This window comes from Micromonospora sp. C41 (assembly GCF_018070485.1).
GTDB classification, from domain to species: Bacteria; Actinomycetota; Actinomycetes; order Mycobacteriales; family Micromonosporaceae; genus Micromonospora; species Micromonospora chalcea.
In genome coordinates this window covers 143,976-163,158 of the sequence record NZ_JAGPXP010000006.1, presented here as the reverse complement: position 1 = coordinate 163,158, position 19,183 = coordinate 143,976, and the positions used below count along the sequence as shown (strand labels likewise).

The 19,183-nt window shown below is 70.4% G+C and carries 20 protein-coding genes and 1 tRNA gene; 9 read left to right on the top strand and 12 right to left on the bottom strand.

Annotation, left to right across the window (positions count from 1 at the left end):
- Positions 1-18: 18 nt before the first annotated feature.
- A complete protein-coding gene (locus KBX43_RS09390) occupies positions 19-1,032 on the bottom strand; it encodes a TrkA family potassium uptake protein (protein WP_043326951.1) in 1,014 nt (337 codons plus the stop codon).
- 156 nt (positions 1,033-1,188) lie between these two features.
- Here KBX43_RS09390 and KBX43_RS09385 point away from each other — a divergent pair, with 156 nt between their 5' ends.
- Both KBX43_RS09385 and KBX43_RS09380 read left to right on the top strand, forming a co-directional pair.
- Positions 1,189-1,830 carry a helix-turn-helix domain-containing protein gene (locus KBX43_RS09385; protein ID WP_043330676.1) on the top strand — a complete coding sequence of 214 codons (642 nt, stop codon included), beginning with the start codon at positions 1,189-1,191 and terminating at the stop codon, positions 1,828-1,830.
- 126 nt (positions 1,831-1,956) lie between these two features.
- Entirely contained in the window at positions 1,957-2,547 is a 591-nt protein-coding gene (locus KBX43_RS09380; RefSeq protein WP_043326952.1) for a ClpP family protease, read from the top strand.
- Positions 2,548-2,591: 44 nt separating this feature from the next.
- Here KBX43_RS09380 and KBX43_RS09375 read toward each other — a convergent pair whose 3' ends face one another.
- Positions 2,592-4,379 carry an adenylyl cyclase gene (locus KBX43_RS09375; RefSeq protein WP_210884113.1) on the bottom strand — a complete coding sequence of 596 codons (1,788 nt, stop codon included), beginning with the start codon at positions 4,377-4,379 and terminating at the stop codon, positions 2,592-2,594.
- 120 nt (positions 4,380-4,499) lie between these two features.
- Entirely contained in the window at positions 4,500-5,276 is a 777-nt protein-coding gene (locus tag KBX43_RS09370; RefSeq protein WP_104115129.1) for an HAD-IIB family hydrolase, read from the bottom strand.
- Positions 5,277-5,491: 215 nt separating this feature from the next.
- Between KBX43_RS09370 and KBX43_RS09365 the strand changes: the two genes are divergently transcribed.
- The 3 genes from KBX43_RS09365 to KBX43_RS09355 all read left to right on the top strand — a co-directional run bounded on the left by KBX43_RS09365 (position 5,492) and on the right by KBX43_RS09355 (position 7,869).
- Positions 5,492-6,253, top strand: coding sequence for a class I SAM-dependent methyltransferase (locus KBX43_RS09365; RefSeq protein WP_210884111.1), 762 nt, complete (start codon positions 5,492-5,494; stop codon positions 6,251-6,253).
- A gap of 71 nt (positions 6,254-6,324) precedes the next feature.
- Positions 6,325-7,407 (top strand): family 43 glycosylhydrolase, encoded by a 1,083-nt coding sequence (locus KBX43_RS09360; protein WP_307851490.1) that lies wholly within the window; start codon positions 6,325-6,327, stop codon positions 7,405-7,407.
- Positions 7,408-7,695: 288 nt separating this feature from the next.
- On the top strand, positions 7,696-7,869 hold the full coding sequence (locus tag KBX43_RS09355) for a hypothetical protein (RefSeq protein ID WP_013283846.1): 174 nt from the start codon (positions 7,696-7,698) through the stop codon (positions 7,867-7,869).
- A 108-nt stretch (positions 7,870-7,977) separates the two neighbouring features.
- Here KBX43_RS09355 and KBX43_RS09350 read toward each other — a convergent pair whose 3' ends face one another.
- On the bottom strand, positions 7,978-8,454 hold the full coding sequence (locus KBX43_RS09350; RefSeq protein WP_043326959.1) for a hypothetical protein: 477 nt from the start codon (positions 8,452-8,454) through the stop codon (positions 7,978-7,980).
- Between the two features lie 685 nt (positions 8,455-9,139).
- On the opposite strand from KBX43_RS09350, the gene KBX43_RS09345 reads away from it, so the two are divergent.
- Positions 9,140-9,712, top strand: a complete 573-nt coding sequence (locus KBX43_RS09345) for an Ltp family lipoprotein (protein WP_198033303.1) — start codon at positions 9,140-9,142, stop codon at positions 9,710-9,712.
- Positions 9,713-10,086: 374 nt separating this feature from the next.
- Here KBX43_RS09345 and KBX43_RS09340 read toward each other — a convergent pair.
- Together KBX43_RS09340 and KBX43_RS09335 are read right to left on the bottom strand one after the other, a co-directional pair.
- Positions 10,087-10,162, bottom strand: a tRNA-Arg gene (locus KBX43_RS09340).
- 195 nt (positions 10,163-10,357) lie between these two features.
- Complete coding sequence (locus KBX43_RS09335) at positions 10,358-11,548, bottom strand: IS110 family transposase (RefSeq protein ID WP_210884102.1); 1,191 nt, start codon at positions 11,546-11,548, stop codon at positions 10,358-10,360.
- A 541-nt stretch (positions 11,549-12,089) separates the two neighbouring features.
- Here KBX43_RS09335 and KBX43_RS09330 point away from each other — a divergent pair.
- The 3 genes from KBX43_RS09330 to KBX43_RS09320 all read left to right on the top strand — a co-directional run bounded on the left by KBX43_RS09330 (position 12,090) and on the right by KBX43_RS09320 (position 14,199).
- Positions 12,090-12,650 (top strand): hypothetical protein, encoded by a 561-nt coding sequence (locus KBX43_RS09330; protein ID WP_210884100.1) that lies wholly within the window; start codon positions 12,090-12,092, stop codon positions 12,648-12,650.
- A 156-nt stretch (positions 12,651-12,806) separates the two neighbouring features.
- Positions 12,807-13,145, top strand: a complete 339-nt coding sequence (locus KBX43_RS09325) for a PadR family transcriptional regulator (RefSeq protein WP_210884152.1) — start codon at positions 12,807-12,809, stop codon at positions 13,143-13,145.
- Complete coding sequence (locus KBX43_RS09320; RefSeq protein WP_210884098.1) at positions 13,138-14,199, top strand: hypothetical protein; 1,062 nt, start codon at positions 13,138-13,140, stop codon at positions 14,197-14,199. Before KBX43_RS09325 ends, KBX43_RS09320 begins: the two co-directional genes overlap by 8 nt.
- A 320-nt stretch (positions 14,200-14,519) precedes the next feature.
- On the opposite strand, the gene KBX43_RS09315 is transcribed toward KBX43_RS09320, so the two are convergent.
- The 6 genes from KBX43_RS09315 to KBX43_RS09290 all read right to left on the bottom strand — a co-directional run bounded on the left by KBX43_RS09315 (position 14,520) and on the right by KBX43_RS09290 (position 19,170).
- Positions 14,520-15,044 carry a DUF5956 family protein gene (locus KBX43_RS09315; RefSeq protein ID WP_210884096.1) on the bottom strand — a complete coding sequence of 175 codons (525 nt, stop codon included), beginning with the start codon at positions 15,042-15,044 and terminating at the stop codon, positions 14,520-14,522.
- Positions 15,045-15,199: 155 nt separating this feature from the next.
- The gene (locus KBX43_RS09310; protein WP_210884094.1) at positions 15,200-15,832 is read right to left on the bottom strand and encodes a hypothetical protein; all 633 of its coding nucleotides are present in this window, start codon (positions 15,830-15,832) and stop codon (positions 15,200-15,202) included.
- Positions 15,829-17,103: a hypothetical protein gene (locus KBX43_RS09305; RefSeq protein WP_128136114.1), complete on the bottom strand. Its 1,275-nt coding sequence runs from the start codon at positions 17,101-17,103 to the stop codon at positions 15,829-15,831. Before KBX43_RS09305 ends, KBX43_RS09310 begins: the two co-directional genes overlap by 4 nt.
- Positions 17,100-17,855, bottom strand: coding sequence for an ATP-binding cassette domain-containing protein (locus KBX43_RS09300; RefSeq protein ID WP_091113556.1), 756 nt, complete (start codon positions 17,853-17,855; stop codon positions 17,100-17,102). Before KBX43_RS09300 ends, KBX43_RS09305 begins: the two co-directional genes overlap by 4 nt.
- Positions 17,852-18,637 (bottom strand): zf-HC2 domain-containing protein, encoded by a 786-nt coding sequence (locus tag KBX43_RS09295; protein WP_091113552.1) that lies wholly within the window; start codon positions 18,635-18,637, stop codon positions 17,852-17,854. Before KBX43_RS09295 ends, KBX43_RS09300 begins: the two co-directional genes overlap by 4 nt.
- On the bottom strand, positions 18,634-19,170 hold the full coding sequence (locus tag KBX43_RS09290) for an RNA polymerase sigma factor (RefSeq protein WP_091113549.1): 537 nt from the start codon (positions 19,168-19,170) through the stop codon (positions 18,634-18,636). Before KBX43_RS09290 ends, KBX43_RS09295 begins: the two co-directional genes overlap by 4 nt.
- Positions 19,171-19,183: the final 13 nt, after the last annotated feature.

Sequence of the window (19,183 nt, the reverse complement as noted above, 5' to 3'; positions counted from 1 at the left end):
GCGCTCAGCGGGGCCGGGTCAGAGCGCCGTGGTGGCCTGCGGCCGGTCGTCGCGGACGTGGACCAGCATGTCGCCGGTCTCGATCACCGCGCCGGCACGGTCGTTGAGCGTGACCACCTTGCCCCGGCGGACCAGCGCGATGACCAGCGACTCCAGCTCACGCGGAGAACGGCCCACCTCGTCGCGCTCGGCCGACCGCATCGCCAGCGCCATGCCCTGCCCCGGGGTGAGCAGGTCCTCCACCACGTCGATCAGGGGCGGGGCCGAGGTGGACAGGCCGAGCAGCCGCCCGGCCGTGGCCGACGAGACGATCACGTGGTGCGCGCCGCTCTGCTTGAGCAGCGGCGCGTTCTCCGCCTCGCGTACCGCCGCGATGATCCGCACCTGACCGGCGGTGAGCTGCCGGACCGTGAGCGCCACCAGCACCGAGGCGTCGTCGCTGTCGGTCGCGATGATGACCGACTTGGCGGTACGCACGTGCGCCTGCTCCAGCACCGACGAGCGGGTCGCCGAGCCCTCGATCGTCACCAGGCCGTTCGAGGTGGCCTGCCGAAGCGCCGGGCCACTGCGCTCGACCACCACGATCTTGGACTTGTCCGTGCCGTTCTCCAGCAGGGCGGAGACCGCGCTGCGGCCCTTGGTGCCGTAGCCGCAGATGATGACGTGGTCCTTCACGGTTCTCCTCCACCGCGACAGGCGACGCCCGGTGCGGTACTGCTCGGTCAGGACTTCCAGGGTGGTGCCGACCAGGATGATCAGGAAAAGCACCCGGGCGGGGGTGACGAACAGGACGTTCGCCAGTCGAGCCGACGAGCTGACCGGCGTGATGTCGCCGTACCCGGTGGTGGAGAGCGAGACCACCACGTAGTAGAAGCAGTCGAGCAGGCTCAGGCCGCTGTCGTCGACGTCGCGGTAGCCGTCGCGGTCGAGCCACACCACGAACACCGTGGCGAAGACCAGGCCGAGAGCGGCGAGCAGGCGCAGGCTCAGCGCGCTCAGCGGCCCTCGCCGCTGCGCGGGAAAATGGATCACCGTCGGTCCTGCTCCGCCACCTGCACGCCCACAAGATAACGGGTACGCGGGGACGCGGCCCGCCGGGTGACGATCGGAACCCGTCGGGGCCGCTGCCGGAGGCGTGGAGAGGGCATGATGGGTAAGTCCGGGGCGCCCGACCGCGAGGAGGCCGGCATGTCGTTGCTGCGACGGGTGATCGGCGGGGTGCTCCGGCGCATCCGCCTGCGCCAGGGCCGCACGCTGCGCGAGGTGGCCCAGGCCGCCGGCGTCTCCCTGCCCTACCTCTCCGAGGTCGAGCGCGGACGCAAGGAGGCCTCCTCCGAGGTGCTCGCCGCGATCTGCCGGGCGCTCGGGATCCACCTCGCCGACCTGCTCGAAGAAGCCCGTGACGAGCTGCGCCGCGAGCGGCCGACGCCGGTCGTCCCCGGAGTCTCGGCGGCCCGGTTCGACCGGGTGCCGGTCGCACGCACCGGGCCGCAGCTGCGGGTCGGCCCGCCCCGGCTGTCCGTCACGCGCCGTCCGGCCGTGTCGTCCCGGCCGCCCGTGTCCCGCCGGCCCGCCGTCTCGCTCCGGCCGCACGTCGCCCGTCGGCCGGTCACCGCCACGCCGCTGCTCGGCGGCACGCTGCGGCCCCTGGGCCCCGGGCCGGCGCCGCTCGGCGCGCCCCTCGGCGCCGCCACGCCGATCGGGTTCGGTGGCGGCATCCGGATCTGGCCGGCTCCCTCCGCCCCGACCGCCCGCCCCCGTCCGCGTACCTCCGTCACGCTGGCCCGGCGGCGGGCCCGCGCGGGCCGGCGGCGGCCGGTCGCCGCGTAGCTTCTGCCGAGGGCGGATCTGCCCCGGGCAGAAAGCCTGGGCCGCGACCGTGCGCCCGGCGGACGCTGGAGACCGCCGGGTTCCCGGGCGGTCCACCGCCCACCGGCGGTACGGAGGTGCGCGGTGATGGGTGGCATCTGGATGCTCGACGATCGGCAGGCGGTGTTCGACGACCGGGTCTTCGAGCGGTTGCTGAAGGAACGGATCATCTTCCTCGGCACCGAGGTCACCGAGGCGTCGGCGAATCAGATCTGCGCGCAGATCCTGCTCCTCGCGGCCGAGGACGCGGAGCGGGACATCTTCCTCTACATCAACTCGCCCGGCGGCTCGGTGAGCGCCGGCATGGCCATCTACGACACCATGCGGTACGTCAAGAACGACGTCGCGACGCTGGCGCTCGGGATCGCCGGCTCGATGGGGCAGTTCCTGCTCTGCGCCGGGACGGCCGGCAAGCGGTTCGCGCTGCCGCACACCCGGATCCTGATGCACCAGCCCTCCGGCGGGATGGGCGGCACAGCCTCCGACATCACCATCCAGGCCGAGAACATGCTGCACGTGAAGCGGACCATGCAGGAGCTCATCGCCCGGCACAGCGGGCGCACGCTGGAGGAGATCCAGCGCGACTGGGACCGGGACCGCTGGTTCACCGCCGAGGAGGCCCGCGAGTACGGCCTGATCGACCAGGTGCTCTCCCGCGTCGACCAGCTCGCCGGGTGAGCCGGGCGGCCCGGCCGGATCACCCGGCCGGGCCGCCGCTGACGTCACGGGTAGCTGATTACCGTGCTGGTGCCGTACGAGCCGACGACCGGGGTCCCGACGTCGTTTATCGTGCGCTCGATCCCGCCGCTGCCGTCGAGGAACACGGTGATCGCGTCGTGGAACCGCACCCCGGCCCGGCGCGGCGCCTCGATCCCCCTGTCACAGCGGATGTCCACGCCCTGGTTGAAGTACGAGTAGACGCCCAGTCCCCACGCCTCGTGCGTGCGGACGTGATCGGCCACCTTGTACGAGGCCCAGCCGTTGCCGGTCGGGCTGCGCCAGGCCGCCTGGCTGGGCGGGTCGTAGGGCAGCTCGCTCTGGTAGAACACGGTCCGGCCGCGCTCGCCGTTCCAGATCGTCTGCCAGCGCTGGTAGTGCTCGACGAAGAGCCCGTACGCGGTCACGTCGTCGCCGTTGACGATCACGCCGGTGGCGGCGGTGTTCACGGTCCAGCCGATCGTGCCGGCCCGGCCGTGGTCGCCGCGCCAGGCCCAGATGTTGTCGATCAGCGTGTGCCGGCTGTGCACCACGAGGCTGGTCACCGCCCGCCCGGCGTACGGGCCGCCGATGCGGAAGAAGACGTCCTGCAGCGAGATCGGGTTCGTGGCGTGCGACCGGTGGCAGTGCCGCGTACCGACCTCGACCAGCACCGGCGACTCGACCGGCCCGGCGTCCACCAGCACCCCGGCGATGCGGACCCCGTCCACGTCCTCGATCCGCAGCGCCGCGTCCCCGCGATCCGGCACCAGGCTCGGCATGCCGAGGCCGAGCACGACGGTGTCCGGTCGGCGTACCCGCAGGGCCCGGTCCAGGTGGTAGACGCCGGGGGTGAGCAGCAGGTGCCGGCCCCGGGCCAGTTCCGCGTTGATCCGCTTCGCCGAGTCGGTGGGCCGGGCCAGGAAAAACGCGGACAGCGGCAGCGACGGCACCGGCGCGCCGCCGGTGGCCCAGGTGGTGCCGGCGGTGTTCCGGCGCAGACGCGGTACGGCGACTCGCCAGGCGCCCCGGGCGTCGACGAACAGGTACGGCTTCTCCCGGGTCACCGGGCTGGTCGGCAGCGTGGTGTACGGCGGGTCGGGGAAGCCATGCGCGGGCGCGCCGATCACGCCGGAGAAGACCTGGTTCCACACGCCGTTGGTCCACTCGCCGCCGAGCTCGCTGTCGCGGGTGAGCCACTGCTGCTGGGAGCCGTTGATGGTGATGCCGTCCACCTTGGAGTCGGCGATGTAGCCGCCGCTGGAGTAGCCGCCGTTGCCGGGTTCCAACCACAGCACACCCTTGACGTGCACCCGGCGCATCGGCGACGCCTGGGAGACGGCCCACTGATTCGACCAGTCGGTCGGGGTGACCGCGAGGTTCTCCGCCGAACGCCAGAAGTTGGTCAGCGCGGAGATGCCGGCCGGCGAGTTCGGGTCGGGCTGCCCGACCACCCGGACCGCGCCGTGGATCTCCACGTCGTCCGGGTGGGCGCCGAGACCGGCGACAGTCGTGTAGTAACCGAGCCGGGCGTCCACCTCGTAGCGGCCGGGCTTGAACAGCACGGCGTACCTGTCGAAGCCCATCTCGTTGCGTTCCTGGGCGGTGAACAACCGGTCCAGCGTGGACTGGATCTCCTCCACCGGCGTGCCGGGGTCGTACACGAAGACGTTGGGGCCGAAGTCGGGCTCGCGTGCCGGGCGCGCGGCCGGGGACGCGGCGGCGGCGCCGGCCGGGAGGCCGAGGGCGGTGAGCGAGGCCGCGGAGGCGGTGAGCGTGAGGAAACGGCGGCGGGAGGGGTCGGGTGATCGCATCTGCCTGCCTGTTCGGTGATGGGACGGGAGAGCGCTCTCTCGGCTGTTCCTACCTCATCACCGTCGATACCGCCAGAGCCCACCGGTTCCGGAACCGGTGGGCTCTGCGTCGCACGTCGGTCAGGCGCGCCCGGCGCGCTGCTTCACCAGGTCGTCGACGAGCCGCTCCACGTAGTCGGCGGTGTCCTCCCACCGGGTGACCGCGTGGCAGCGGATGTCCATGGCCTTGACCGGGTAGTCGTTGCCGCCCACGTCCAGCCGGTCCCCCACGAAGAGCACGTTGTCGATGGTCAGGTCCAGGTGCTCCAGCAGCTTCCGCATGCCGTACGCCTTGTCCACACCCTTGCGGGTGACGTCGATCGAGGTCGAGCCGCCGCCACGGACCTCCAGGTCGGGCAGCTTCGCCGCGACCGCGTCCCGCAGCCGCCGCTTCTTGTCGCCGTCCGGGTCCCAGCCGTACTTCTCCGCCGGCGGGGCGGACTGACCCAGCGCGGAGAACGTGATCTGACTGCCCCGGTCCTCGATGATGTCGCCCCAGGTCTTCGCCTCCCACAGACCCAGCGCCTGCGCCGACTCGGTCAGCGCGGCAACGACACGCGCCTTGTCGGCCTCGCTCAGATCCTCGGCGTAGACCTGCCGCCAGTCCCCGTCGGACCAGCGGTAGTACCGGGTACCGCAGGTGGGCATCAGGTGCAGCCGCTCGCGCTGCTGCTCGGTGAGGTCGAGGTGGGCCAGCACCTGCGACTGGAACTGCTCGAACCGACCACCGGAGATGATGAGTACGTCCACCTCGGTGAGCAGGTGGCCGAGCAGCTCCGCCATCCGACGATCGATCTGGGACTTGGAAATCGCCAGGGTGTCGTCCAGGTCGAACGCCACCACTCGAAGATCGTTCACGAATACCTCATGTCGTCGCGGACAGGCCAGAACTAGCAGGGTACCGACGCACCCTGGCACCGACCTGGAGGGCCCGGACCGGAGGGCTCACCAGACCACGCGGCCCTCATGACGGAGCGTAACAGCGGCTCCGCAGCGGGTTCGGGCCTTCCGGAACCGGGCTCGACGGTGAAATGCGGTCGACAGCGTCCGGCGCCGATCGCCATGGTGAGCGGATGCGCCAGGACGAGATCTGGAACGCCGAGACCGCCGAGCGGTACGACACACCGGGCACGGGGATGTTCGCGCCGGAGGTGCTCGACCCGGCCGTGGACCGGCTCGCCGCGCTCGCCGGCGACGGGCCGGTGCTGGAGTTCGCCATCGGCACGGGCCGGGTGGCAGTCCCCCTGGCCGGACGCGGCGTGCGGGTCAGCGGCATCGAACTCTCCGTACCGATGGTGGAGCGACTGCGGACGAAGGCCGATGCGGCGACGATCCCGGTGGTGATCGGCGACATGGCCACCGCCACCTCACCCGGGGAGTACAGCCTGGTCTACCTCGTCTACAACACCATCTCCAACCTGCTCGAACAGGCCGAACAGGTGGCGTGCTTCCGCAACGCCGCCCGCCACCTCAAGCCCGGCGGCCGGTTCGTGATCGAGCTGGAGGCGCCGGAGCTGCGCGTACTGCCGCCCGGCCAGCGGGCGGCGGTCTTCGCTACCGAGCCCGGATACGTCGGCGTGGACACCTACGACGTGCTGCGGCAACACCTCGTCTCGCACCACTTCGAGTTCGGCGACGGCCGCGAGGCGCGCGTCTTCCGCAGCCCGCACCGCTACGTCTGGCCGTCCGAGCTGGACCTGATGGGCGAGTTGGCCGGCTTCACCCTGGAGCATCGGTACGCGGACTGGTCCGGCGCGGAGTTCACCGCCGAATCGCGCTCCCACGTGTCGATCTACCGGCTCCCGGCCCGACCCACGCACCTCGCGTCGCATTGATTCATTGACTTCGATCACTCACCGTCGATAGCCTCGCGTCGACAATTACCTTCATCGATGGAGGCTGAGCGGTGAGAATTTTACGACTGCGCGAGGCGCTCGTCGCGCTCGTGACGACCGCCCTGATGACCACCACAGCGGCAACACCCGCCACGGCCGCGCCCGGCAGCGACCTGTCCACGCTGGCGAGTTCGTCCACCTTCCCGCTGGCCGACCCGGACACCCTGCTGGCGAAGGACGGCACCTACGTCACCTACGGCACCACAGTCGGCGCCGGGACCGGCGCGCGCTGCGGCGCGACCGGCAGGCTGTACGTACCCGTCCTCGTCCATGGCTCCGGCAGCAGCGTCGGCATGGCCGATTGCGCCTCGCACGACGCGCTGCCGTCCGGCCCGGGCGCCTGGGCCGAGCCCGGCGGCGCGGTCTGGGCACCCGGCGTCGCCCGCTTCGGCAACCGGTTCTTCATGTTCTACACCGCCTCCCGCAAGGGCTCCGGCCAGAAGTGCATCGGACGGGCCGTCTCCGACAGCGCCCGCGGCCCCTTCCAGAACCAGGGCGAGTGGGCGTGCCCGGACGCCGGGCGGTGGGCACTCGATGCGAACCCCTTCGTGGCCGGCGGGAACCTGTACGTGACCTACCGGGACGACGCCATCGCCTCCGGCGCCGAGACCGGCATCTCCACGGTCCGCACCGACAGTGAGGGCCGCGCGATCTGGGACACCCGCCGGGACATGCTCAAGAGCACCGACATCACCTGGGACACCGCCAAGATCAGCGGCGGTACGCACGTAGTCGAGAACCCGGCGATGTGGAAGGCCGCCGACGGCGACTGGTACCTGATGTACTCGGGCAACAACTGGGACAGCGCGCGCTACTCCACCGGCATCGCCCGCTGCGGCGCGACTCCCCTGCCCGGCTCCCGCTGCACCCCCATCCGCGAAGGCGTGTCCCGGCCCTTCTTCGGCTACACCGGCAGCGCCGGACTCAATCCGATCCGCGACCTCCCCGGCAACCACCAGGGCCCCGGCGGGATGGACGTCTTCGACGCCGCCGACGGCACCGAGCGCGTCGTGTGGCACTGGTGGAACGGCTCCACCCGCTTCCCGATGACCGGCGTCCTGACCCGCCCCTCCACCGGCTTCCTCGTCTCGTAGTCGGCGCGCTTGCCGACACGACTGCTCACCGTAAGCTTCGGATTGGTCACGTTCGGTAGAACTCGTTCACGGAAAATTGCATTTGGCAAGAGGTGGCACCGAAATTTTCTCGATGCGATGCATCTGCTTGTCAGGTACCCGACAGTGAATTGCCCACTCTTGTGCTAGCTGTCCGGCGGGAGGATGCTCGAACCGTCGAACGGCACAGCGTCGCCTCGCACAGAGGGCGGCGCCCGGCTGCCACCGGACGCCGCATTCGACTCCACCGCTGCAACGGAAGGAGTCACGTTGACTGTAATCCCTCACGGGTCAGACTTCGAGACACCAGAGGACGAGGACGAAACCGTTGCCGAGCCGACCGACCGGCACCGGCTCATCCTGGCGTACATCAAGACGCTCAGTCCGATCATCGCCGCCGTCGTCGCCTGCATCGGGACGCTGGTGGCAGCGCTGGTCCGCTGACCCGCCGGCCCCGCGCCCGAGCTCCGGCCGGACGCGGGGCCGTCCCCGTCACCGCCTCGTCGCCGGTTCGTCGTCCAATGTCGCCGGCGCGCCGCGTCGCGGCCACTGTCACCGGCGGGCTGCGTCGCCGTCCGGCAGCCGCCGGGACCTGACCTCCGCCAGGATCAGGACCGCCAGGAGCACCACGAACAGCCCTGCCGACCCGGCCACCAGGGGATTGACGTAACCGGGCACCAGGTCGGGGCCGCACGTGGTGTCGCGCAGCGGCCACATGCTCGACGACCCGTCAGCCGACGCGCCGATGCGGTGGCTGTAGCCTTCCGGCCGCCGCAGCATGCAAGCGTCATCGGGATCCAGGATCCCGAAGGTCGTCGCCGCCAACCCGCGACCGTAAGCGGCGGCCCCGGTGAACGCCGCACCGGCGGCCAGGAACCATCCCGCCCGCCTCAGCGCCCATGCCCTGCCCCGGAGGTGCGGGTCGCGACGGAGCGCCAACAGTGCGACCACCACGAACACGAGGGCAGCGGCCGCGAACACCGGCCAGGCCAGAGCGAGCAGCACAAGTGCGAAGAAGACGAGAAACATCGACGTGCAACCTACCGCTCCAGGCGTCGTCGTACCGGCCCCGATCACCTCGCCGGATGGTCAGCATGCGCAACTCTTGTCGCCGGGCTCGGACTTGACCGTGTGCGCATCGGCTATCTGGCCGCCCACCTCACCTGGCACCTCGCGACGGGCACTGTCACCTTGCTCGTTTTGGCCCGGGAGAGTCGCCTACTCGCCGCTGGAACCCCGGGTGAGCACGTGAGCCGGGACGGCCGAACAGAGCGTGCCCCGCCGCCCCGGCCATGATCAGAACCGCGACGAACGGTCGGGAAATGAGTGAATGCAGGCACCGCCGGCAGGGTTTTCACCCGCTTCCGCACTGACCGGCAACGATTCCGAGACGGAGCCCCTTCGCGCGTCCTCTACACGGGTGGACGCTGCCGTCCCGTCGGGAACGAAGTGACGTACGGCAATCGCAACCGCACGTCCCGCGCCGGCCAACTCATGCAGCAGAACGCGTCAGCGGTCGGACGACATTCCACCAGCAACGGCTGAGGAGATCATCGGCTGAAGCGGGGATGGTTATAGATGGCCCGGCTGAGCAGACTCGCCGTATACGCGGTTACGCACAGTCTCCCGAAGGGTCCCATCAGTGAGCTACAGCGCTCCGCCGCCCCCCGGTTACCCAGCTACGCATTTGCAGCAGCCTCCGAAGAAGCGCCCCGTGCGGCTCATCATCGCAGCGGCCGTCGGCGGTGTCTTGGTGCTCTGCTGCGGCGGAGTGACCATCGCTGCGGCAGTCGGCGGTGGCGACTCACCCCCCGCAAGGAGCGCCGCCGCGGAGGCGACCGCTGCCGCGTCCGTCCCGGCAGAAAGCCCTACAGCAGCACCGTCGGTGGAGATCACCACCGCAGCACCCACTACCCCAACACCCACCACCGCAGCTCCTACGACAACAACACCGAAGCCGAAGCCGAAGGCCACCACCAAGGCGCCGACCGAGCCGAAGGTGTCCGTAGAGCAGGAGAACGCCATCAGGGCCGCCTCCGACTACCTGCAATATCAAGCGTTCTCCCGCTCCGGCCTGATCAAGCAGTTGGAGTTCGAGGGCTACCCGAGGAAGATCGCAACCCAGGCCGTGGATTCTCTGAAGGTTGACTACAAGAAACAGGCTGCCAAGATGGCGAAGGACTACCTCGACACCCAGCCGTTCTCTCGTTCGGGCCTGATCAAGCAGTTGGAATTCGAGGGGTACACGCACGCACAGGCCGTCTACGGTGTCGATCAGGTGATGTGAGAAGGGCATGCGGGTGCCTGTTGCGGCTTTGTCCATGGCGGGTGGCAGGCTCTGGCATGGCTCGCCGTGTCACCTACGGTCGACCGCAGACCATGTCAGTCGGTCGTAGGAGCGCCCCGCATCCGGCGCCTGCCTCGCGCCTCCGGCCAGTTCAAGGCCAGGTTCATCTAGTGGCGGCCGTTGGCGTCTGTGCGGAATTCGGGGTCAGCAAGGACGACCTGTTGCAGTTCTTCGAACGGGTCAGCGACGAGCGAGGGTGGCCGCTGCTGTCAGTCCCGCTCACACAACCGCGTTGCTGCAGCAGATCTCGGCGAGGCGATCGGGCACGCAAGCTCCGGAAGGCGGCACAGTGATCGTTGATCAAACACCTGACCTGGTGCCCCCGGCAGGATTCGAACCTGCGACACACGGTTTAGGAAACCGATGCTCTATCCCCTGAGCTACGAGGGCGCGAGGGCCTAGTCTAGCGACCTGGGGGTTCACCTGGGGTGGCAGGGAGTGGCCCGCGTTCACCCACGTTCCCCAGAACCCCGTTCGCCCAGCCCAGGACCACACCCGGAGTCTCAATGTGACTCCGGTTGATCTTGGCGGGCACGGTGGAGTAGCCGGCGGGATCACGGTCTCGCCGACGGGGAGCAGTCTGGTTCAGGCAGCCGCGCGGATCGCTAGTGCCGGTCGGATGAAGGTTTTGCGGTCGCGGATGAGTGCCCAGAGAACGTCGACACGTCGTCGCGCGAGGGCGAGTATGGCTTGACGGTGGTTCTTGCCTTCGGCGCGTTTCTTTTCGTAGTAGGAGCGCGATGTGGGGCATTCTCGAGCAGCGGTGAATGCGGCCATCCAGAGAATGTGCCGCAACCTGCGGTGGTAGCGGCGGGGCTGCCGATGGTTGCCGGAGACCGTTCCGGAGTCGCGGGAGACGGGTGCCAGGCCGGCGTGGGCGGCGAGTTTGGTGGGGCTGTCGTATTCGGTCATGCCGGCGGTGTGGACGAGTAGTTCGGCGGTCAGTAGTGGGCCCATGCCGGGCAGGCTCCCGATGATCGGCGCGAGGGGGTGCTGGTCGAGCTGTTCGGCGATGAGGTCGTCGACGGCGGCGATGCGTTGGTCGATGGCGAGGATCTCGGTGGCCATCTGCCCGACGACCACGGCGGCGGCACGCTGGCCGGGCAGGGTGACGGTTTGCTGCCGGGCGGCGGCGACCATCGCCTCGGCGACTTGGACTGCGTTCTTGACGTGCCCGCGCCGGAGCAGGGCGGTGATCCGGTCGACGCCGGCATGGCGGATCGCGGCCGGTGTCTGCCAGCAGGCGAGGACCATCATCGGGGCTTTGCGGTTCAGGTCCACCGCCCGCTCCAGGGCAGGGCTGATCCCGGTGAGCAGCTCCTGCAACCGGAACAGGGTGGCGACACGCTGCCCGACGAGGTCGGCGCGGTAGCTGGTCAGGACGGTGAGTTCGGCGAGGAGCCGGTCGGAGGGTTCCAGGATCGGAATGTCGGGGCGCATACGGATGGTCTGGGCGATGACGACCGCGTCGCGGGCGTCGGTCTTGTTCTCTCCGGCGAACGCCGCGGCCATGTGGAACGCGACGGTGCCGGAGACGTAGCGGACCTGGACCTGCCGCCGCCACAGCAGGGTCAACAGCAGGGCGGACAGGCCGGTGGTGACGTCGACCGCCCAGCACACCGGCCGGCCGTGCGTCGACACCTCCGCCATGACCGCCAGGAGGGCGGTTTCGTCGTTGGCGACCCGGCGGGAGTAGACGAGCTGGCCGTCGCCGTCGACGGCGGCTACATGGTGGTGGGTCTTGCCGATGTCCACGCCGATCCACAGCTTCGCCACCGTCGTGCTCTCCTTCGTCGGTCGGTTTGCTCGAATGTGCCTCGTCTGGGATTCGGGTTTGCCGGCATCTTCTAACGATGCGAACGCAGGTCGCGGGTCTCCATCAGCGGTCTACCGAATCTCGCAGACGACGAAGCGGCGGGTGGCATCTCCTACCGTGAGCCAAGCGATCTGGGCGAAACACACGCAGCCATACCCACCGCCTCCGGGCATCAGGGTCTACGGCCACCAGGGCCGCGCCCGTTCAACCAGCCCGTCCGCAAGGCGAGAGCGGGCGGCACCTCGAAGTTCAGCCACGATCACGGCGGAACACACACAGCCATACCCACTCCCGGCCCCTGCGGGCACGGCGACCCCAGCCTCCCGCCGTCGCCAGCCTGCGCCTCGGACACGATGTGCGAGACCTGCGAGCATCAGCGCTCCATCGAGCGCTGGGCAGGCGTACAGCATGGCTGCCCATGGTCGCCGGTCCACCGGCCGCCGATCCCGCGACCAGGCTGATTCCCACGCCAGCCGTCGTTGCAGCGGCTTGAATAGCGGTGTGCAGATCAGCAAGGACGGGCGGGACTGGCGCATCGGGACCGCCGCCGACGTGGGTTGGATCGCTGGTAACACGACTGCCGGCGTCTCGATCACCACCGCCATCCCGCCGGTCTTCGACGCCTATGCCGCCACGTACCAGACCGACGAAGTCACCGCCGCCGCCTACGAGCACGCCCTGGTCGAGGACCTCGGCGCGCACACCCCCGACCAGCCGTGGTGGTTGGCATACCTCGACACCGGCGCCCACGACGTCGTCTTCCCGCACGCTCGGAGGGTGTTCCTCTACTGGAACTGGCCGTACGTGCTGGTCGAGGCCGGCCCCGAGCAAGCCCTCACCTGGCGCACCGGTGGGCACATCCGCCATCCGCACGGCGCGCTACCCGACCTGTTCTTCCCGGCCGACCGGTCATGGCTGGTCTCTGCCCTCTGGGACGACACCTGGACCTGCCTCGGCGGCCCGGAACAACTGATCCGCACCCTCGAACGTGACCCCCTGGCCAACGCCCGTCAGGTCCGACTCGACGAAGACGCGCTGCCACCGGGGCTGACCCGCGAGTGAGACCCAACGCCCAACCCGATTGCGCCACCCTCTCTGCCTTATCGCCCCAGCCATCTGCCGAAGCCGCACGTGTCGCCGCGAGGGGCCGACACGCCGGCAGTCGTCTACATTCAGGTGAGCTGTATATAAAGATGGTCTATAGTTCCGGTCATGGCGATGCAGGAACCGACGTTTTTCATCCTGACCGCGCTGGTGCGCGCCACCCCGCTGCACGGCTACGGGATCATCCAGGCCGTCGATCAGCTGTCGGACGGGCGGGTGAAGCTGAAGGCCGGGACGCTGTACGCGGCGCTGGACCGGCTCAGTGCGGAGGGCCTGATCGCCGTCGACCGGGAAGAGGCCGTGGGTGGGCGGCTGCGTCGCTACTACGTGCTGTCCGACGACGGCCGGGCGGCGCTCGAAGCCGCGGTGGCACGGCTTGAGTCGAACGCCCAGGTGGCCACGTCCCGGCTGCGCGAGGCGTTCGGCTTCACCGGGGGTGTTCGGCATGCGTGACCTGGAGCGCGCCTACCGTCGTCTGCTCTGGGCGTACCCCGGCTTCTACCGGCGCGAACGCGGACCGGAAATCCTCACCACTCTGCTCGACGCGGCCGAACCGGGGCAGGTCCGGCCATCGCGCGGCGAGGCGGCCCACCTGTTGGTGAACGGTCTGCGGTACCGGTTCGTGCCGCCCACCTGGATCGGCCGGCTCGCGACCGGCCTCGTCGCGATCTGGGCGGCCGTGGTGCTCAGCGGGGCCGGCGCCCTCGCCGTCTGGGCGCTCGCCAACCCCGAGGAACCCGACCTTGCCGCCTTCAGCGACGAGTTGGTCGGCCGCCCGGCCTCGTCCGCTTACGAGCTCCCGGGCGGCAACCTCCTCGACATGGCCTACGCCTACCGCACGTACGGCGAGTTCCAGGATTTCGCGATGGAGGGCTGGGGCGGCGGGCGGCCGGCGCCGATGGGCCGGAGCCGGATCTACGAGCAGGTCACCGACACATCGGCCGTCCTGGCCGACGTTCACCAGCAACTGACGAGCGCGGGCTGGCGCACCGGCGCCCTCAACCAGGTCGGAGCCAGCAGCCAGGACGACGTGAACAGCGCGCGCGGAGTCTTCTGGGCCTCTCGAGACGGGGTGCTGTTGCGCGTGTCCGGATACGACAACCAGACTGGTGTCACGGTCGGCGCCTACCCGGTCGAGCCTCGCGGCGTGCTCGCCGGCGCGGTCACCGGGTTTCTCATCGGACTGATCGTGGTGTGGCAGGCGATGACCTGGATGGCTCACCGGATCGCCCGCACCTCACGGCCGGCACGGCGGCTGATCCTGCTGCTCGGCCTACCGGCCCTCCTGGCCTGCACGGTGAACACCCTGGACAACGTGCTGAGCACGCTCCCCGATCCGGGCAGCGCCAACGTGCTGTTCGCGGCCGATCACATGTACCCGCTGGCCAACCAGATCGCTAACCCACTGGCGGCCACCGTCATCGCGCTCGCGCTGACCGGCATCCTCAGCGTGATTGCTGCGGCAGCCCGAATCAACCAGCTTCGACCCGCGAGCACAGCAACGTGACCGCTGAGGTCACCGAAAGCTGAGCCAAACTTCCCGCTGTCCAACCGCCCGATTGCCTGATTCGGGTTCGACCACGATCTGGTGGGGCCACGAGTCGTTCGAACTTCGCGCGTAGCCCGTCGGCGTGCTTGGCGGTGGCGCCGTCGCCGATGCCCTCGACGCGCCTCCCGCCGATGGTGGTATTTGCCTGCGGCAAGGATCGGCCGGTCTGCGGGGCAGAAGACAGTCTTGGTCATGCCCAGCGTCCTGCGTCTAGTCAGGACGGGGTGGTAGTGCCGGTCAGCCGTCAGAATCGCAGGTACCGTCGTGCCCACGGTTCCTCAGGCGGTCACTTCTCGCAGCACGTTCCGGGTGAGCCGTACGTATTCCGGGCTGCACGCCCCGTCGATGCCGGCGGTATCAGCGCGCCGGCTGAGTTCGGCGAGGAAGTCGTCGATCGAGGCGAACCCGGGCGGCGGCTTCAGCAGCCACAGCCGGCCCCGAGGCCGGCCGGTGATGCCCGCGTCGGCCAGCAGGGCATCGTTGTCGTTCTCGACCTCGTTGCGGGACTCCCAGCTTGACCGCACGGTCCGCTCCCGCAGCACCTCGTACGTCTTCGGGTCCAGCTCAGTCCAGGTCTCGTAGCGGCTTGCCCGGTCCGGCACCCAGGTGCGCAGCTGCGGGGGCCACACCGCGGGAAGGAAGACCAGCATCGGAGCATCGGGGGCCAACTGCCAGCCCCGCGCGGTCAGTTCGCGTACCTCCGGCAGCTGCTCCGGTGTCAAGCCATCCGCGTCCGTGTCGGCGGCCCTGGCCACAGCGGGATCAGGCGGTTGGTCGATGCCCCAGGCGTATCCGGTGTCCATTTTCGCAGCGTACGGCCGTGCCTGCGCCACCACGGCCGACGTCCGATGAGGCCAGTTCCGTAACGGCGACGGGCTGCCTTCGTACGGCGGCGAGAACCTCGGTGGTCATGTCCTGGCGGCTCAGACTCCGTGCTGACGCAAGGCGGGGCCCCCGATCAGCGTCTCGGACGGTGGCGGCGGCCAGCCGAGGCACGGGACCCTCGGTGCAGGTATGCGGCGACACCGATGACGAAGATCGTGGCAGCGGCGAGCCAGGACGTTGTGGAGGTTGAGGGTTGAATCGGCCAGGCCCACGCAGCAACGGCGGTGCCGGTCTGACGCGGAGCGGCGGCGTAGACGGCGCACACGTAGACGAAGGCGGGCAGCCACGCCAGCCGCGCGCCGAGCAGCACCGCCCCGCCGGCGACCAGTCCGATACAACCGAGAGCATTGCGCACCAGTGCATGTGCACCGTACGTGTCGGGTGCCCGCAGTCCGGCAAGGCTGAGCACCGTGGCGGTGACGAAGGCGGCGACGAGTAGGTGACCGGCTCGCCAGGCCCGCCACGGCAGGGGTGTGCTGCGTTCGAGGTCCTCGTCGGCGCCGGCGAGGGTGGGGCCGAGCAGGAGTGCGGCCAGCAGCGGTGCGAGTGCGACCACGGGGACGCGGGCGGCGGGCCCGTCGAAGTAGGGCCGGCTGGCGAGCCATGTTCCGGCGGCCCAGGCGAGCAGCGCGATGACGCCGACATCGACCACGAACGTGGTCGCGCCGCGGGAGCGCAGATGAAGCGTGAGCAGGCGGCTGGTCACGGCTGCTCGCCGAGGCGAATCAGCGCCGGGATGTCGCATCGGTGGGCGGCGTCGAGGTAGGCGGCGAACCAGGAACGCTGCGCCGGCTCCGGCAGTGCGCGGAGCACGGTGAGGGGCACGTCGTCCGGGGTGGCTGCCTCGTCGAGCATCCAGTCGGTGGCCAGGGTGTCGGTCCGGTACACCCGCATGTCGATGTTGCGTGTCCCGGAGGGGTCCTCGCATCTGGTCCGGGTCACCTGCCGGAAGTCCGCCCGCAGGTTCTTGCGGCTGGCCAGGCCGCCCAGGGCGGTGGACTGGTAGTCGAGGTTGAGCCAGACCGTGCCGTCGTCCCGTTCGATGGACTGACCGGCCGGCTGCGCGGCCTGGTCGGCTGCCCGCCGGGGTGCTCCGGGTATCCCGTCGAGACGTCCCAGGATCGGCTGCACGACTGTGGCGACGTCGTCGATCAGGAACGCGTTGATCCGGGAGAGGCACATCTGCGGGCCGCTGCTCGTGCACACTAGCTCGACCGCGGCCGGGTCGGCCGGGAGGCGGTGGGTGCCCGGGCCGGTGGTGATCGGCACGGCGACGGCGACGGCGAGTCCGCCGGCCAGCAGGGCTGCTCGCTGCTGCCGTGCGGCGGCGGCGAGCAGCAGGACCGTCAGGGCCACCAGCCAGGCTGCCTGCAACGCGGTGATCCGGCCGGGGACGCGCGAGTACACCGCCCAGCCGCCGTAGACGGGCGAGAGCCACGCGCCGGGCGTGCCGTCCCAGTAGGTGATGATGGCCAGGCCCAGGTAGGTGGCGAGGCCGGCGATCGGGGCCGCCACCCGAAGCGGTACGAGCCGCCCGACGAGGACGCCAATCGCGGCGGCGGCGGCCAGGGCGAGGACACCGACGGTCAACGTCCACCACCAGCCTCCGCCGGCGTAGGTCGCGACCCGGGCGACCAGCACCGCCGCCCCGGCGAACGCGACCAGCAGCCCGGCGACACCGGCCACGGTGACGGCGAACCAGGCCATCACCAGTGGTTGCCAGCCCGGGCGGGGGGTGGAGGCGATCAGCTCGTCGATGTCGCGCCGCCGTTCCCTGCCGGACTGCCACGCCCCGGCAGCGATCATGAGAGCGCACAGGATCAGCAGCGACACCCGCAGGTAGTTGGCAAGGCCCGCCCACCGGCCGGCCCAGTCGTCCGGGTGCACGGCCAGCATCCACACTCCGGCACCGAACATCGCCACCGCAGCAAGTGGTGCAGTACCCCGGCGTAGCTCCACCCTCAGCGCGCGCCTCACCGCGGTGCCGTCCGCGCGCCACGCAGCACCGCCGTGTAACCGCGCTCAATCGGGGAGTCGCCGCTGTCGCCGTCCCCACCGGCGGCGATCAGCTCGTCGGGGAGGCCGGTGAAGACCAGCCGTCCCCTGTCGACCAGGTTGACCCGGGTGCACGCCGCCACGACGTCCTCGACCAGGTGCGTGCTGACCAGGACCACGGCATCCAGGCCCAGCTCCCGCAGCAGCGCCCGGAACTGCACCCGCTGCTCCGGGTCCAGACCGGCGGTCGGCTCGTCCAACAGCAGCAGCCGAGGGTCGTTCACGATGGCCTGGGCGATGCCAGCGCGGCGCAGCATCCCGCCGGAGAGGTGCTTCATCCGGTCGTCGGCGCGCTCCAGCAGACCGACCCGCTCGATCACCCGGTCCACCGCCAGTGGAATCCGCGCCGGCGGCATCTCCTTGAGCCAGGCGAAGTACTCAACGAACTCCCGCACGGTGAAGCGCGGGTAGAACCCGAATGCCTGCGGCAGGTAACCCAACTGGCGGCGCGCCTGCCGCAACGCCGATGGGTCGCCGAGGTGGTGGCCCAGCAGCCGCACCTCGCCTCGATCGGGGCGCAGGACCGTGGCCAGGACCCGCATCAGGGTGGTCTTCCCGGCGCCGTTCGGGCCGAGCAACCCGTGCACCCCCACACCGAGATCGAGGTCCAGGTCGTCGAGGACGATCCGCTTGCCGTAGCTGACCCGCAGGCCGTCGACGCTCACCGTCGTCATGCCGGTTGCCTTCCCACGCGTTCCCGACGCACGTACACCACCGCCGCGGCCGCCGCGGTGACGCCCAGCCAGCCCGGGCCGGCCGACACCAGGACCGCCAGACCGCCGACCGGCGGCGCCAGCACCACCACCGCCCACGCCCCCGCCACCACCAGCGCGGCGTACGCGGGCTCGACCAACGAGCCGAGCGCCAACGTCAGTGCGGTCAACGCGACACAGGGAAGCAGCCACCACCCCGGCGTACCGATACCCGTCACCGCGCCGGCCAGGACCGCGACGGGCGCGGCGACCGCGAGGACCGCCAGCGTGCGCCACAGCACGATCCGCAGGCCGCCCTGCGGTGTCCCCGCGATCAGCTCATGCAGCGGATCCGTTCGCGGCCCGTACGACAGGGCCGTACCGACAGCGGGCAGTGCCGGCGCGATCAGCAGGAGCAACCACGGCGGAACCACCGTCGGGCTGACCGCCAACCCCGCGGTGAGCACCCCGGTGACCGCCACCGACAGCAACCACGCCGCCCGCGCTGCGGGCCCCGCACCCACCAACACCCTGATCCGCCGCCACCCGGTCGCCCGTCGCACCCGCCCCTGCCGCGGCAACCGGCCGCCCAGCGACACCGCGACCGCCTCCACCACAGAAGCCGTCGACGCGTCCGAGGCGATGCTCGTCCGGCAGGCCGCACAGCGGTCGAGGTGCGCCTCCACCGACCACGCGTCCACGTCAGCGAGACGTCCCTCGACGTACGCCGCCAGCACCCCGGCGTCAACGTGAAACCCGGTCATGACAGGGCCGCCCTCAACTCGCGGCGCGCCCGCATCGCCCGGGTCTTCACCGTGCCCTCCGGCACACCCAGCAACACCGCGGCCTCCCGCACCGTCAGACCGTCCAGCACCGTCGCCTGCAACACCGCCCGCAACTCCGGAGCCAGCCGATGCAGCGCACGCTCCAACTCGGCGTCGTACGCGCCCGCCAAGACCTCGTCCTCCGCCGACGGAGACCACGCCAACACGTCGTCGCCCGGCACCCCCACACTCTGCGGACGGGCCAACGCGCGACGCCGCGCGTCGATCAACCGACCGGCGGCCACCGACCACAGCCAGCCCACCGCCGCACCGTCCCCGCGGTAGCCGGCCGCGGCCCGCCACACCGTCAGGAACGTCTCCTGCACCACCTCCCGGACCAACTCCGGATCCCGGCACCGGCGGCGCAGACGCAGCACCAACCACGGCGCGTTACGCGCATACAGCACGTCGAACGCCCCACGGTCACCCTTCCCGACGAGACGCAACAGCTCCTCGTCGTCCACGTCCATCACGCAAGGTTAGGAC